12 protein-coding genes and 1 tRNA gene are annotated in these 15,951 nt (G+C 46.8%); 6 read left to right on the forward strand and 7 right to left on the reverse strand.

Features of this window, described 5'->3' with window-relative positions; all coding sequences use genetic code 11:
- Positions 1 to 36 precede the first annotated feature (36 nt).
- The 5 genes from IQ263_RS01110 (at position 37) to dpdE (ending at position 8,603) form a co-directional block, all read left to right on the forward strand.
- Positions 37 to 2,616 carry a calcium-binding protein gene (locus tag IQ263_RS01110; protein ID WP_194065766.1) on the forward strand — a complete coding sequence of 860 codons (2,580 nt, stop codon included), beginning with the start codon at positions 37 to 39 and terminating at the stop codon, positions 2,614 to 2,616.
- Between the two features lie 269 nt (positions 2,617 to 2,885).
- A tRNA-Gly gene (locus tag IQ263_RS01115) sits at positions 2,886 to 2,957 on the forward strand.
- Positions 2,958 to 3,011: 54 nt separating this feature from the next.
- Positions 3,012 to 3,956 carry an oxygen-dependent tRNA uridine(34) hydroxylase TrhO gene (gene trhO, locus IQ263_RS01120; RefSeq protein WP_194065767.1) on the forward strand — a complete coding sequence of 315 codons (945 nt, stop codon included), beginning with the start codon at positions 3,012 to 3,014 and terminating at the stop codon, positions 3,954 to 3,956.
- A 516-nt stretch (positions 3,957 to 4,472) separates the two neighbouring features.
- On the forward strand, positions 4,473 to 5,129 hold the full coding sequence (locus IQ263_RS01125; RefSeq protein WP_194065768.1) for a glutathione S-transferase: 657 nt from the start codon (positions 4,473 to 4,475) through the stop codon (positions 5,127 to 5,129).
- A 138-nt stretch (positions 5,130 to 5,267) separates the two neighbouring features.
- A complete protein-coding gene (dpdE, locus tag IQ263_RS01130) occupies positions 5,268 to 8,603 on the forward strand; it encodes a protein DpdE (protein WP_194065769.1) in 3,336 nt (1,111 codons plus the stop codon).
- Positions 8,604 to 8,738: 135 nt separating this feature from the next.
- On the opposite strand, the gene IQ263_RS01135 is transcribed toward dpdE, so the two are convergent.
- From IQ263_RS01135 to gatB, 7 genes are all read right to left on the reverse strand, one after another.
- Positions 8,739 to 8,957: a type II toxin-antitoxin system RelE family toxin gene (locus tag IQ263_RS01135; RefSeq protein WP_194065770.1), complete on the reverse strand. Its 219-nt coding sequence runs from the start codon at positions 8,955 to 8,957 to the stop codon at positions 8,739 to 8,741.
- A 142-nt stretch (positions 8,958 to 9,099) separates the two neighbouring features.
- Positions 9,100 to 9,303, reverse strand: a complete 204-nt coding sequence (locus IQ263_RS01140; protein WP_194012618.1) for a hypothetical protein — start codon at positions 9,301 to 9,303, stop codon at positions 9,100 to 9,102.
- Between the two features lie 204 nt (positions 9,304 to 9,507).
- Positions 9,508 to 10,701 (reverse strand): pentapeptide repeat-containing protein, encoded by a 1,194-nt coding sequence (locus tag IQ263_RS01145; RefSeq protein WP_194065771.1) that lies wholly within the window; start codon positions 10,699 to 10,701, stop codon positions 9,508 to 9,510.
- A 128-nt stretch (positions 10,702 to 10,829) separates the two neighbouring features.
- Entirely contained in the window at positions 10,830 to 11,468 is a 639-nt protein-coding gene (locus tag IQ263_RS01150) for a Uma2 family endonuclease (RefSeq protein WP_194065772.1), read from the reverse strand.
- Positions 11,469 to 11,549: 81 nt separating this feature from the next.
- A complete protein-coding gene (locus IQ263_RS01155) occupies positions 11,550 to 12,125 on the reverse strand; it encodes a Uma2 family endonuclease (RefSeq protein ID WP_194065773.1) in 576 nt (191 codons plus the stop codon).
- A 39-nt stretch (positions 12,126 to 12,164) separates the two neighbouring features.
- A complete protein-coding gene (locus tag IQ263_RS01160) occupies positions 12,165 to 13,331 on the reverse strand; it encodes a pentapeptide repeat-containing protein (protein ID WP_194065774.1) in 1,167 nt (388 codons plus the stop codon).
- Positions 13,332 to 13,989: 658 nt separating this feature from the next.
- Positions 13,990 to 15,486, reverse strand: a complete 1,497-nt coding sequence (gatB, locus tag IQ263_RS01165; protein ID WP_194065775.1) for an Asp-tRNA(Asn)/Glu-tRNA(Gln) amidotransferase subunit GatB — start codon at positions 15,484 to 15,486, stop codon at positions 13,990 to 13,992.
- A gap of 171 nt (positions 15,487 to 15,657) precedes the next feature.
- Here gatB and IQ263_RS01170 point away from each other — a divergent pair, with 171 nt between their 5' ends.
- On the forward strand, positions 15,658 to 15,858 hold the full coding sequence (locus IQ263_RS01170) for a hypothetical protein (protein WP_194065776.1): 201 nt from the start codon (positions 15,658 to 15,660) through the stop codon (positions 15,856 to 15,858).
- Positions 15,859 to 15,951: the final 93 nt, after the last annotated feature.

Raw genomic sequence — 15,951 nt, forward strand, 5'->3', positions numbered from 1 at the left:
AGCCCCCACCTGTTTATCGTAAGCAGGAAAAAAACATTGGCAGTATTAACTGGTACATCCTCAAACGACAACCTGACAGGCACCCCAGATGATGACAACATCACAGGCTTAGAAGGCAACGACACCATCGCGGGCTTAGACGGCAATGATACTTTGTCTGGCGGTGGAGGAGACGACAACCTCAGTGGAGGTGCGGGCAATGACTCCCTCCTTGGTGGCAGTGGCACTGGTAGCAGTGGCACTGACACCATCGATGGCGGTGCGGGCAATGACTTTCTGAATGGTGGCGGTAGCCTGGCCGGCGGCGATGGAGACGACACCCTGTTCGACTCTGGGTTTAGCACGGTCGATGGCGGTGCGGGCAATGACTATCTCAGTGGTGGTTTTAATAGCACCTTAGAAGGCGGTGCGGGCGATGATACGCTCGCTGGATTTATCAGTGGGAGTGTGCTGCGAGGCGGTGCAGGTAACGATCGCTATTTGTTGCGGGCGAACGGGCAGAGTCAACTTCAAATTCAGGATACTGGCGGGAGCAATCGCCTAGACTTTACTGATTTTGACAGCGAGATCAACACCAGCACTGCGCTGTCGCTGTCGCTGTCATCGGGCACTTTGGGATTGAGCCGCCAAGGCACGAGTTTAGCCATCGACACCAACAAAGACGGCATCATCAGGGCTACCGATGACGTTGTGATTTTAGACTTTTTCGGCGCATCCCCAACTGTCGCGGGTGCTGGCTTCATTGAAACTGTGGGCAACCTCACTGGTGCCGATATTCTGGCTGCTAATCTCACTGAGGCTACGGCGGCACCCGGAACTAATGCGCTCACCGGAACACCAAACGATGACAACCTGACAGGCACCTCAGCCGATGACAACATCTCAGGCTTAGCAGGCAACGACACCATCGCGGGCTTAGAAGGCAACGATACTTTGCTAGGCGGTGATGGAAATGACAGCCTCAGTGGAGGTGGCGGAAATGATTCCCTGATTGGTGGCTTCAGTGGCACTGACACCCTTGATGGCGGTGCGGGCAATGACTTTCTGAATGGTGGCGGTAGCCTGGCCGGCGGCGATGGAGACGACACCCTGTTCGACTCTGGGTTTAGCACGGTCGATGGCGGTGCGGGCAATGACTATCTCAGTGGTGGTTTTAATAGCACCTTAGAAGGCGGTGCGGGCGATGATACGCTCGCTGGATTTAGCACTGGGAGTGTGCTGCGAGGCGGTGCAGGTAACGATCGCTATTTGTTGCGGGCGAACGGGCAGAGTCAACTTCAAATTCAGGATACTGGCGGGAGCAATCGCTTAGACTTTGTGAATTTTAACGACGAGATCAGTACCAGCACTACGCTGTCGCTGTCGCCGTCATCGGGAAGTACAGGCTTGGGCCGACAAGGTACTAGCTTGCTGATCGACATCAACCAAGACGGAATCGCTGACCCTGCTAAGGACGTTGTGATTTTAGACTTCTTCGGTGCATCGCCGACTGTCCAAGGTGCTGGCTTCATCGAAACTGTGGGTAATTTATCGGGTGCCGATATCCTGGCCGCGACAACCCCAACACCAGCGACGACGCCCACACCAGCGACAACCCCAACTCCAGCGACAACGCCCACACCAGCGACAACGCCCACACCAGCGACAACCCCAACTCCAGGGACAACGCCTATTCCTATTCCTATAAGACCAACACCGGCAGCCACACCAACACCGGGCACAAACACACCCACACCGGGCACAAACACACCCACACCAACACCTCCACCTTTCACGCCCGCGACTGCACTGTCGATCGCACAGCCGATCGCACCCACATTCACCAACAGGCCCGCACCAAGCGAATTGCCACAGGTTTTGGGCACCAGCGGCAACGACGCGATCGGTGGTAGCGAAGCCAACAATATCTTGTATGGCAACGCTGGAAACGACACCGTGGGAGGCAATGGCGGCGACGACATCGTATTTGGCGGCAAAGGCGATGACGGCTTATTCGGCGATGTCGGCAACGACCTCTTGTTTGGCAACCTCGGCAACGACACCCTTGTCGGTGGCGACGGTGCAGATACCGCATTGGGCGGCAAATCTGACGATTTGATATTTGGCGGCGCTGGTAACGATGTCCTCGGCGGCGAACTCGGCAACAATACTTTACTCGGCGGCGAGGGTAGCGATACTCTGTACGGCGGTGAAAATAATGATGTCTTGTTTGGCGGTAGCGGCAACGATTTCCTCTACAGCACAAAAGGTAACGACATCTTGGTTGGTGTTGACTATACCGGTGCTAATCCCGGACGCGGCGAAGTCGATACGCTGATTGGCGCTGAAGGTAGCGATACTTTCTTGCTGGGAAATGCCACAGAGTTCTACTACAGCGACGGCATCGATAGCAGCACTGGCGCTGGCGACTACGCTTTGATTGTCGGCTACAACCCCAGTAACGATATCATCCAACTTCAAGGCGCTCCCAGCACCTACAGGATCGGCGCTTCTCCGGCTGGATTGCCCGAGGGTGCTGCTATTTTCAAGAAGACTGGGGGTGCGGATGAGTTAATCGCGATCGTCCAACCTGTTTCTGGCTTTGGCCTTGACAGCAGTTCTTTGCGCTTTGTTTAACGGTTGAGGGCGATCGATCGGGCGATCGATTGTCCAATAGCCCCGGCGGTTGAAACCGCGTTTATACAATGTCCGCTGGCGCGGGTTCAAAACTAGAAGTATAAGTCCTGCCTTTGGTGCAGGACTTTTTTTGTTTGGATGGGCGATCGGGCACCGAAACTTAATTCTCAAAATAGTTGACTCAGAATCGCAAAATTGTTGTATAATGTTTCTCTAGTCATTTTTGACCGCAATAACTCAAAAGTAAAAGCAGGTACAATAGACTAAGCGCGGGCGTAATTCAGTGGTAGAATGTCAGCTTCCCATGCTGGACGTCGTGGGTTCGAGCCCCACCGCCCGCTTTAACTGAATTTTCATAGTTCTATGAAAATTAATTAGTGCGATCGATTCAATTTATGGCTAAATTCTTAACCGCTGCATTATATAAGTTCGTTGAACTGTCGGATTTTGCCGACCTCAAAGCACCGCTACTCGATTGTTGCAACAACCACAACGTCAAAGGCACTATCTTGTTGGCTGCAGAAGGCATCAACGGGACGATCGCCGGTTCGTCAGAAGGCGTGCGCGCAGTCCTCGCATTCTTGCGCTGTGACGCGCGTTTTGCTGATTTGGTTCACAAAGAATCTTTTTCCGAAAAAGCCCCGTTTTACCGCCTAAAAATCCGCTTAAAACGCGAAATCGTCACGATGGGAATACCTGATATTAATCCATCTCTCATGGCTGGCAAATATGTCAAACCCGATGAGTGGAATCAGCTACTTGACGATCCTGATGTGGTGGTAGTTGATGTACGCAACGACTTCGAGGTATCTATGGGTACTTTTGCAGGCGCTATTAATCCCAAAACAAAAAGCTTTTCCGAGTTACCTGAATGGGCGCTCAAAGAAGCTGCTTTGCGCGAAAAACCCAAGGTAGCAATGTTTTGCACTGGCGGTATTCGCTGCGAAAAATCTACTGCTTTTTTGCGCTCTCAAGGTTTTGAAGAAGTCTATCACCTCGAAGGCGGAATTTTAAAATATTTGGAAACGGTGCCCGCAGCAGAAAGTCGTTGGGAAGGTGAATGTTTTGTCTTTGATGAACGGGTTTCTGTTGTTCATGAATTAAAACCTGGTAACTACGAACTTTGTCGCGGTTGTCGTCACCCCATTAGTCAGGAAGATAAAGCTTCTGAATTATTTGTAGTTGGTGTAAGTTGTCCTCATTGTCATGACTCGAAAACTGAAACCAAAAAACAAGCCTTATTTGAGCGGCAGCGTCAGATTGAGCTTGCTAAAAGCCGCAATCAAACACATATTGGCGCGCGCTATGATGTTAAGGAAAAAGTTGATAATGGGATATAGATTTTCTAGCGAAAGATGAGGTAATATCCGGGATAGGGCATAGGGCATAGGGCATAGGGCATAGGGCATGGGGCATAGGGTATAGGGCATAGGGCATAGGGCATACCTCACCACGCGATTGAACCGCTATAGATTAATTAGTATTAACACTAAGCTGAAAGAAACCGGGTTTCTCTGAAAACTCTGGTTGGGCGGCGTAAAATCTCGAAAGAAACCCGGTTTCTGACTCAATTAGTATTAGCGCGTTTATGAAAGAAACCGGGTTTCTCTGAAAACTCTGGTTGGGCGGTAAAATATAGCAAGAAACCCGATTTATGACTCTAAAGCCTTCATTCTTCCTGAAGACTAATGACTAATGACTAATGACTAATGACTAATGACTACTGACTAATGACTAATGACTAATGACTACTGACTACTGACTACTGACTACTGACTACTGACTACTGACTACTGACTACTGACTACTGACTAATGACTACTGACTACTGACTACTGACTACTGACTACTGACTAATGACTACTGACTACCCAATTTTGTATTCTTTCCGCCGCTGTCCCTATGCTATGCGCGCGCGCTTGGCGCTAATGATTAGCAATCGGGTGTGCGAGTTGCGGGAAGTTGTTTTGCGAGACAAGCCACAAGAAATGTTAGATGTATCGCCCAAGGGTACTGTACCGATATTGATTGATGTTGACGGGCGGGTACTGGATGAAAGTATTGATATCATGTTGTGGGCCTTAGAACAATACGATCCTGAAAAATGGTTAATTCCAGAACAAGGTACTGTTGCAGAAATGCTAGCACTAATTGCTGAATTTGATAGTGGCTTTAAATATCATCTCGACCGTTATAAATACCCGGAACGTTATGCTGGTGTTGAGGCTAGAGTACATCGAGATAAAGCTGCTTTGTTTCTGGAAAAACTCAATGCAAAGTTAAACGCGACTAAATATTTGTATGGTAATAATGTAGCATTGGCCGATCGCGCGATCGCACCTTTTGTTCGTCAATTCGCTCATACCGATAAAAATTGGTTCAACGAACAGCCTTGGTATCAGCTAGAAGCTTGGTTAGCCGCCTTTACAGACTCGGAAATCTACGCTAGTATTATGCACAAATACCCGAAATGGGAATCTGGCAATGCCGGGGTTGTTTTTGGGCGATCGTAATTACCTATCAACCGTTTGTAGTGAGGACTTTAGTCCGCATCCAAGAGAGGACTAAAGTCCTGACTGCGAACCTAAACTAATGTTATTTTTGTCGCTCAGGCGTTACTGTATTCTAGTGAGTATTGTCAGGCTGAAATTATGATTGATGTTGGTTCGTTAGTTCGATCGCCCAAAAACGATTTGGGAATCGGAAAAGTTGTCGAGGTATCGTCTACCGATGCCGTAATTGAATATTTTTGCTCAGTAAAAAACCGCTTCCGCAAAACTATAGCGTTGGGTTTGCTACAAGAAGCTAGACTTCAGCGACAAACCCGCTGCTACCTCTGGAGTAACACTCAGGAAAGGTGGATAATCGGGCGAATTTATGATTGGGATGAAGATAAATTAGAATACGAAATTGACCTCCCCGACAGCCAAAGTTTGCAAGCTGTCGAAACCGAACTTTACGTCCGCTGCAATATCCCGATCGCCGATCCGATCGATATTTTAGCAGTCAAAGGCCAAGAAACACCGTATTTTCACGATCGCCGATTGGCATTTGTGCAATCGGCGATCGAACAGCGCGCCGTCAGCCGCGGCATGACCGGATTAATTTCTGCTAACATAGAGCTCTACCCGCACCAAGTTGAAGTCGTCCGGCGCGTCCTAGAAGACCCGATCGTGCGCTATTTGTTAGCAGACGAAACAGGACTAGGGAAAACCGTAGAAGCCGGGACAATTCTCCGCCAATTCCTACTCGACGATCCCGACGGACGCGCTGTAGTGCTCGTTCCCAAATATTTGCTCGAACAGTGGCGACAAGAGTTAGAAAATAAATTCTATTTGTCTCATTTTGCTGACCGAGTGCAGCTTGTTGCTATTAGCGAAATCAATCAAATTAGCCGCAACGCCAACCTGGATTTTCTGATTGTGGATGAAGCGCAGGAACTGGCCGCAATGGCTAATTCGGGCGATCGCAATCAGCAACAATCCTTTGAACTATGCCAGCAACTCGCTCAAAAAAGCAATAACTTATTGTTATTATCTGCAACGCCAGTTATCGGTCGCGAGCAAGATTTTCTGACCATGCTGCACTTGCTAGACTCGACTACTTACCGTCTAGATGACCTCGAAAATTTCAAAGAAAGAGTGCAGAACCGTCAGGAAATCGGTCGCGCCTTGCTAGATTTTAGAGAAACAGCCAAGCCTGCTGTTTTGCAAACAAAAATCGCTCAACTCCGCACTCTGTTTGCGAAAGATGATTATTTGCTCGGATTGATCGACGAGTTAGAAACTTGTTTGAAAACCGCAGAAACTGCCGAACAATCTCGCCTTGTCCAAACTATTCGCACTCACGTTAGCAATACCTACCGCCTCCACCGCCGCATTCTCCGCAACCGCCGGGATGCGGTGGAAGATGTGATTTTCGATCGCGATTGTGTGCCCAAAACCGAGTACGATCTCAATGACGAACAGTGGTCGGAAATTCAAAGCGTATTCGATAAATGGCGCGCTGCTGCTCCCAAATCCAGCGAATATCAGAGAATTTTTCTGCTGTTTTTCCGCGCTTCGGGTACTTGGTTGAATGTTTTGGAACGGGTTGTCAAAGCTCGCTTGCAGAAAAAATCGACTCCTGAACTCGATCGCGAATTCGGACAAAGCGACACCGCAATTTTGACCAAAACAGCGCTGTTTCCCGAAGAAAAGGAAATGCTGGAAACCTTGCTCAATAGCCTGCAAAAGCCCCAGGAAGGACTCGACAGATTGAGTTTGTTACGAATTGCTATTTTGCGATTTTTGGCAGTTGCTTTGAAGGTTCCGCGCGAGTATCACAACAATTCTCGCGATTTGCTATCGAGAATTCAACAGCAAATTAAACGGCCGATTCCGGGCGAACGTTTCCCGAAAATTGTGATTTTTACCAGTTTTACGGCAACTTGTCAAGAAATTGCGGAAAACTTAGCTAAAATATTTGGTAAAAAGGCGATCGCCAGCCACGACACCGGCAAGTCTGGGGATGATGTTGAGGCTAGTCTCCATCGGTTTAAGACTGAGCCGCATTGTTTTATCTTAGTGTGCGATCGATCGGCAGAAACAGGCGTAAACCTGCAAATAACCGATTGGTTAATTCACTTCGATTTACCGTGGTTTCCCAACCAGCTAGAACAAAGACTCGGCAGAGTCGATCGCATTGGTAGCAAAATGGGAGTACAATTTTGTTTGTTTGCAGGCCCGGATCTGCCAGAAAGTCCCCACGAAGCTTGGTTTCAAGTCTTAAAAGACGGCTTCGATATCTTCAACAAATCGATCGCCAGCCTTCAGTTTTATGCCGAACAAAAACAGCTAGAACTTGAAGCAAAGTTGTTTGCTGAGGGAGCAAAGGGCTTGTCAAGCGAAATTGAATCAATCAAAAATCAAATCGCCCAAGAGAAAACCAAAATCGACGAACAGTACGTTCTCGATGAAATTGACACTCTAGAAGACAGCGCATCTCAGTATTTTGAATCTCTCGAAAACTGCGACGACCGCCATAAAGAAATGCAGCGGGCGACGGAAGGTTGGCTTTGTCAAGCTCTCCACTTCAAACAAATCGAACATCCGACAGTATCAGGGTTGATGCGCTATCAACCCACTCAAAAAACCTTGATTCCTTCAAACGATTTGAGAACTCGATTGATTCCTTATTGTCAGCAGTACGGTAGTTACAATCGCCGCATTGCTCATCAAAATAACGATGTAGTTCTTTACCGCATTGGAGAAGGATTGATCGATGCGCTTGGCTCTTACATTCGCTGGGACGATCGGGGTCAAGCTTTTGCGATGTGGCGGCACGATCAAAGTTGGGATGCTGCGGAAGGGATGGAGTGGTTCGGCTTCCAATTTAATTATTCTATCCAGACTGATGTGGAACCTGCAGCTCTAGTTTTGCAAGCACAAAGCATCGAAAATTACAACTTGAAAGCTTTGCAGCGGCGCGCTGATGCTCTGTTTATCCCAACTTTTGAAACTGTGTTTGTAGACGCTCGCAGCGAGCAGATGTCTCTGGTGGAAGATGCGGAAGTTCTGCAGATTTTGCAGCGGGGTTATAAAGGCAAAGGCGGCCCGAATCGGGATTATAATTTGTCTAAAAATCGTACTTCGCTGATTGACAGTTTTGTCGATCCGTTGGAATGGGATGATTTTTGCCAAAAAAGCCGGGTGGTATCCGAGGAATTGCTGCGAGGGCGCGAGGCTTTTGTGGAAATGTGCAATAATTCTGCTGTCAGTGCTGCAATCCAACTCAAAAACCGGGTGAATCAATTGCAATTGCGATTGAATCGACTTTCTAAATCCGAACAACTTTTAGAATCGGTTTTAGGTGATGAAATCAGTACCGAAAGTGCGTTGAGTGAAGCGGTTTTAGCGGGAATTCGCCGCCCGCAGATGACCCTTGAGTCGGTGGGATTTATTGTGATTTCTGGGCGCGCGCCTGTTAAGGAGAAGGAAGAAGGATAGCTTGTTTGAGTGGAGTTCGATCGCTCTTTTTGACCTGATTCGGAAGCACGGGTATCTTGCCCGTGCTAGGATGGACGGATAGGGATAAAAGGGCGATCGATCTTTATTTAATCAAATTGTTTCTTGAAAACAGCTTTAGGGTGGAAAGTAGCGATAAATATCTTTCCGGTGAAGAACTCTTGCAAAAGTAACTGTTTCGACATCAAAATAAAAACCTATTCGATAGTCGCCAACCCGAAACCGATACGTATTATCATCGCCTTTCAATTTTTTTAAGTTAACTATTGTCTGTAAATCATTAACATTGGCAATTTCCACAAAAGCAAATTCCTTAATTTGCACAAAAGCAGGCATACTTTAAGAGCTTTTAAAATCAAATCCTGTCTTCATCGGAATAATAAATTCGAGTCAACAGTCAACACTCAACAGTCAACATCATTCCGGTGTTACCGGAAATGATATAAATCCTTCAAAAAACTGGGCAGATATTCTACTTTCATTCTGTTTCCAGTTCTGCAAGTGCTTGCCCTAAATTTAACGGCTTTTCATTTTTTACTTCGCGCATAGCTAACAGAAGTCCTCTATCTTCGATAGCTTCTAATAAATACTTATAGTCGGTATAATCTAGAATGACTTGACTAATGTTGCCTTCGGCATCTAATATCAATTTTTGGGCAAGTGGATAATCTTCTATCTTCATATACTTTTATATACTTTTATGTGGAGATGAGTTGATAGGAAATGATGGTTCTATTTTAACTGGGATTTTTTTTATAAGGTTTGATGATGGTCGATTCCCTACGGGATAGCTATGCTTCACGGGATTTTTTTGAAGCCATCGCACAGGCGGGATGCCCGTGCCACGAGGGATGCGGATGGATGAAAGGCTTCTCGCACTTAGGAACTAAACATCCTCAAAAATCGCTCCCCCCTGCTGTAAATTCAACTTCACATCCTCCGCAAGTCCTGAGTTATTCCCAAACCTTGCTGACTCGACATTCGTACCGCTGAAATTAGTATTTGTTAAGTTCACTTCGAGCAAATTGGCGCGGCTCAAATCGGCACCGCTGAGGTTTGCTAAAGCCAGACTGGCGCGGTACAAATCGGCGCGGCTCAAATCGGCATTTCCTAAGAAAGCGCCGCTCAAATCTGCACCGCCGAATTTGGCATTTTGCAGGTTGGCATCGCTGAAATCGGCATCGCTGAGGTTTGCACCTCGGAAGTTTGTTCCCTGGAGCTTTGCACTGCTAAAATCAACTGTATTCAAAGTAGTTCCGCGCAAGTTAGCGCCCGCGAAATCTCGTGCTGGATTGAGATTGGCGATTTTTGCCAACTCTGTAAAATTGTCGGTTTCAGCAGAGATGATGCGATCGACCATTTCTTGCAATTTAGCTTCAGCTTCCGGGAAAATTTCCACCTCGGGCTGTTCCACCGCAGGCAAATTGTAGGACAATAGCGCCCAACTCAGAGCAGGTTGGAGTTTATTTGCTTGCAAATATATAGTCAAGATTCTTTCTAAAACCGAATGTTGATTTGGCGTAATATCGTGGGGCCACAAACCCTCCGCATCTGTGATATAAATATCTTCTTTGGCCACTTCAAAAGTCGCAGCAATTCGCAATGGTTGGGCTGTCAATTCTGCTATTCTAACACTTTTTAGCAAACCTTTTAATACAGAATCAGCGCGCTCCAATGCAAAAATCCAAGTAGGCGTTGTATCGTCGCCTAGGGTGGAAACGTGACACAAAGTGCCAGGATTTTCTTTGGTTTTTTCCGCAGTTTCGCTTTCTAGAACTACCGCGGGACTTTCCGTAAATAAAACTTGCGTGCTGCTTTGAATTGGCGACAGCATGAAATCACCGACTAACTGACGCGATGCTACGGGAATTTCGCAGTTTTCCAGATTGAGCTTGAGGGTTCCGCTTTGCAAGCCAAATTTGACGCGACCGCCTAGCAGGGGTTCCCAATGTTCGTTAAAATTGAGGCTCAAGTGAATGTGGAGCTGCTCGGTTTGGGCTGCAAGGGAGCGCACGGGAATTGCTTCTAATTGCATCCACAAACAATCTGGATATTTGTTGTGAGACTCTAGCGATCGCATATCGGGAAAAGTGCTGGCTCTGCCAGATTGTAATTGATATTTAAATTAGTTTATCATCTCTAATCGATCGCAACACAGATTTTTCTCGCGGGTTTAAATTGTAAATTTTGTTTGATTCGATCGGCAAGTCATTGGTTTGCCTGAATTTGGCTTTTTACCCAAGTCCGAAATGCTTTAATTAATTCCAAATAATCCATTGTTTCTGCTTGTTCCAAAAATCTCACTATCTCTAATATCGGCAAGCTGGGAAATGCTAAACTGATCTCGCAATCAACGTATTCTCCATTTTCAAATCTGTTGATTCTGAGCCGCGTTCCATTATAAATCCAAACTTCCGGCACTCCCAAATCCGCATAAACCTGCAAGCTATTTTCCGAACGGCTGGTAATATCAATTTCCACCACTAAATCCGGTGGCGGATCTCGATCCATGTCGATTCTTTTTTTGCCTTTAATTGCACTCAGATTTTGGATGTAAAAACATTTATCCGGTTCTGCACCGCTAAGTTCAGGACGCTTAAATGTGGTAGAACCAAGAGGTTCAATTTTTACATCTAATTCTTCAGCTAAGATCTCCACAAATCGACCCAATACTTCTTTGAAACGTTCGTGCTCTGGGGATGGTACCATAATTTCAAGATTGCCGCGATTGTATGTCAGTCGAATTTGCCGATCGCCAATTTCGGCAAGCAAATTTTCGTAGGTTTGCCAACTGATACCCGATAGCTGGACAATTTGTTGGGGCGGGGCGAGAGTTTGAGCGGTCATAGTGCTACTTTGGTGAAGAGTTCGCAGGCGCAAGCTAAGGAAGCAGCCATCGCACTTTTGCATTATATCATCGCAGGAAGCCTAGCCGGGAAATACCGCAGATAAATCCAGAGACAACTCTGGAAAACCGGGAATTACCACAAACTCATTCGGTAAAACCACTCGTTTGACTCGATAATCGAAACTACCTGTTTGTTTCTGATAAGGTTCGCTGTAGGTTTCCAGTTGAATATCTACCAAATTAAATATCCAATAATCAGAAATTCCCGATTCAGCGTAGAGAGATAGCTTAGTTCTGCGATCGTACTTCAAAGTCGAATCAGAAACCTCAACCACCAACAAAATATCAGCACTTTTTGGGTGAGAAGATAAATAATTATCAGAACAATTTCGAGCAATCACCATATCAGGTTCCGGTTCGCTATCATCAGACAAGATAATCGGTTCTTGACCGCGCACGCAGGCACTTTTTGCCATCATCAGGCACAACTCTCCCAGAAATAGCGAGTTACAAGCCGAGTGAAACGTAGTTTTTTTAGCTTTTTTAATAATTTCTCCGCGAATCAATTCAAATCGGTTATCAGACTCAAAAAAACCCAGTTCTGCCAAACGGTGATATTCGGCGATGGAGAATCGTTTTGCAGTTACGGCATTCATAGCTTTTAATTACCCTCTACAATTACCAACATTCCCATTTTACTCGAAAATTCCGCCCCTGGTTCTCAACTCAACTTTCACGGCTTCCGAAAGCCCCAAACAACCAGAAAACCTCGTGTTTTTTACTACCGCATTTTTTAATTCAGCGCGGCTCAAATCCGCACCTTTTAAATCAGCACCGCTCAAATCTACGCCGCTCAAATCAGAATTTTTTAAATTAGCATCAGTTAAATTTGCATTTACTAAAATCGCATTCGGTAAATAAGCGCTGCTCAAATTAGCGCCGACTAAATTTGCACCGCTCAAATTCGCCCTAGGTAGCTTTGTCCGCAAATCTGCACGGCTTAAATTCGCGCTGCTGAGTTCAGCATCCCGCAAATTAGCATTGCACAAATTAGCATCAATTAAAAGTGCAGCGCTCAGCAATGCACCGCTGAGATCCGCTAAGGTTAAATCTGCGCCTTGGAGGTTGGTTTCGCGCAAATCCGCGCCGTTCAAATCAGCGTAGTGGAAGTCAAAACCGCTTAAATCAGCTCCGGCAAAATCCTCGATGGGATTCAAACCAACTGTTTCTGCAAGTTGTAGAAAACTCTTATTTTTATCGGTTAAAAACAGTGCGCGCACGATCGCCAATTGCTGCTGTCGGTACTCGTCGGCTTTCTCGTAATTTGCTAAATACTTGTAAGCAATCTTCAAATTCTTGAGAGCGCTGCGCTCAACGCGATCGTCGCTGTGGGCGCGCGCGATCGACAACTGCTGCTGATAACATTCGATCGCACCAGGTAAATCGCCATTAGCATCACAAGCCAGCGCCCAATTTTCCAAAGCTTCCAACTCAGATCGAAAGTCGTCCGTTTCCCGCGCGATCGCCAAACGCTGTTTCTGGTAATCAATAGCACCCAAAAAATCTGAGCAAGCACAGCAAGCATTCCCCAAATTTCCCAAAGCATTCGCCTCGCCCCGGCGATCGCCAATTTCCCGCGCCAACACCAAATGCTGCTGGTAACAGTCGATCGCCCGATCGTAATTCAAGAGCGCTTCGTAAGCTACGCCCATATTACCGAGCGCCGCACCCGATCGCCGCTTATCGTCAATTTCCCGATACAGCGCCAGCGCTTCCTGCCAAGAATCCAGCGCCGCCTCAAATTGGCGCGCCTGATACTGCGAAATCCCCTGCTTGATTAACTCGCTAGCTTGTTCGCTCATATAGCAATCCTAAATGATTTTCTGTAGGGACACGGCAGTGCCGTGTCCCTACTCAAATTGATATTAATCTACTTGAAGCGTTCCACAGTTGACAGTTGGCCCGAATTTACTCGTTACCAGGCTCTGCCTGGTAATGCAGATCCAGAGGCTCTGCCTCTATTTACCCAGGGTTTCTCAAAACAGAGCGATCATTTAATTTATTAAATTTTCGTTCCTTAAACCAATTTTTTACCATAACAAAAAAGGTTCGCACTCCCGACTTGGCTATTGGGCCGGAAAACCTATGCAAGTCCGCACTACAAACGAGCTGTCCTGACTTGGCTATTGGAGCGGAAAGCGTATGCAAGTCCGCACTACAAACGAGTTATACATCCCCGATCGCCAAAAAAGATCAAAAAAATCAAAAAAGACAAAAAAGACAAAAAAAGAGAGAGTTACCTAAGTAACTCTCTCTGCCATCAGGGTGCATCTACGTAACACAATATAACATTATCAGGATGAGGGGTGACACCCCCAAAGGTGAAGATATGGTAAAAGAATGTGTATTAATTATAAAGTTATCATGCAGCGGGATCGGCGATCGCGCGGCGGGATCGGGAAAAACCGATCGCCCTGCGCGCGCGTCCGCTACACAATCCCCTTAACGGCGGCCTTGACTTCAGCCGTTAAGCTTGGTCGCAAGCAACTCATTAGTCAATTTCGGATCGGCCCGGCCGCCCGTTTCCTTCATCACCTTACCGACAAAAAAGCCCAACAGCTTAGTTTTACCAGCCCGGTACTGTTCGAGCTCCTTGGGATTGGCGGCCAACACTGCATCGATCGCCCGATCGATCGCCCCAGTATCCGAAATTTGAATCAAACCCTTACTCTCAACCAACTTAGTCGGCGAACCGCCGTTTGCTAGCAACTCCGGCAAAATATCCTTAGCAATTTTGCCGCTGATCGTGCCAGCATCAATTAGCGCCAGCAGTTCGGTCAAATCCTGCGGTTGAAAAGGAATTTCTGCGATCGCCAGTTTCTCATTTTTCAGATAAGCAGTAATATCGCCCATCACCCAATTAGCAGCTTGTTTAGCAACAGCACCGGCGGCGATCGTTTTTTCAAAATACTCCGCCACCGCTTTGTCGTCAGTCAAAACCCGCGCGTCGTAGGGAGAAAGACCTAATTGAGTTTCGTAGCGGTGCCGCTTTTGGGCCGGCAATTCCGGCAGTTGAGCTTTCCAATCCTGCAATTGCTCCGCTGAAACTTCGATCGGAGGCAAATCCGGTTCCGGGAAATACCGATAATCGCTCGCACCTTCCTTAATCCGCATACTGAAAGTACACTGCTTGTTTTCATCCCAAAGCCGCGTTTCTTGGATGATAGTTTCGCCATTTTCGATAGCTTGAGTTTGCCGCTCAATCTCGTAATCGATCGCCCGTTCGATCGCATTAAAAGAGTTCATATTTTTAATTTCGACCTTGGTGCCGAACTCTTTTCTCCCAACCGGGCGCACCGAAATATTCACATCGCAGCGGAGCGAACCTTCCTGCATATTCCCGTCGCCGACACCGATATAACGCACGATCCGGCGCAATTCTTGACCGTATTCGGCAGCTTCCGCGCCCGATCGCAAATCCGGTTCCGAAACAATTTCGATTAGAGGCACACCGGCCCGGTTGTAATCCACCATTGAATAGGTAGAACCGCTGAGCCGATCGCTGCCGCCGTGAACCAATTTGCCTGCATCTTCCTCCATGTGCAACCGAGTAATTCCGATTTTTTTTCTAGTAGAATTGCCCGCCTCGTCCACCAGTTCAATTTCTATCGAACCGTTAGTAGCGATCGGCAAATCGAACTGAGAAATTTGATAATTTTTCGGCAAATCGGGATAGAAATATTGCTTGCGGTCAAACTTACTGTAAGGTGCAATTTCGCAGTTGAGAGCCAGACCAGCTTTCACCGCATACTCCAACACTTTTTGATTTAATACTGGCAATACTCCCGGCATTCCCATACAAATTGGGTCAATATTAGTATTTGGGGCATTGCCAAATTCTGTAGAAGAACTGGAGAAAATCTTAGTATTCGTGCTCAATTGACAGTGAGTTTCGAGACCGATAATGGCTTCGTACTGAGTTTGGTTTTTTATCGAAGAGGGTGCAGCAGCAGTCATAGGCGACCTAAAAAAATGAATAACTTTAGATTATATTTTAACTTTTTATTTGCCAAACTGACTTGAGATTCTTTGTAGGCTAGGGACGGTTTTCACTGAACACCGGCAGGGCTGGCAAAAAATATCGGTTGTAACCGCCTCTTGAGCCCGCTTGGGATGGGTTTTATTTGTGTGAACCGGGTTTCTAACCGCCGTGCGGCAGTGCCAACGCCCTACTACAGCTTCGCGATCGCCAGTGACTCCCTAAGCGCCTTGGTATCGCGATCGCCCCCAAACCCCAACCCCGTGGGAGAATATAGCAATTGGAGCTCTGATATGAGATATCGATCGCCCCAATTCCCCAATCCCCCAATTCCCCAATCTAAAATCTAAAACTTGTGAGCCAGCGAAGCCGAAGTATCTAAAATCTAAAATCGATAGATTCCCCAATCCCTCAATCCCTCAATCTAAAATCGACTGACTTCT

This window comes from Tychonema sp. LEGE 06208, from assembly GCF_015207505.1.
In the GTDB taxonomy this organism is placed as follows: Bacteria; Cyanobacteriota; Cyanobacteriia; order Cyanobacteriales; family Microcoleaceae; genus Microcoleus.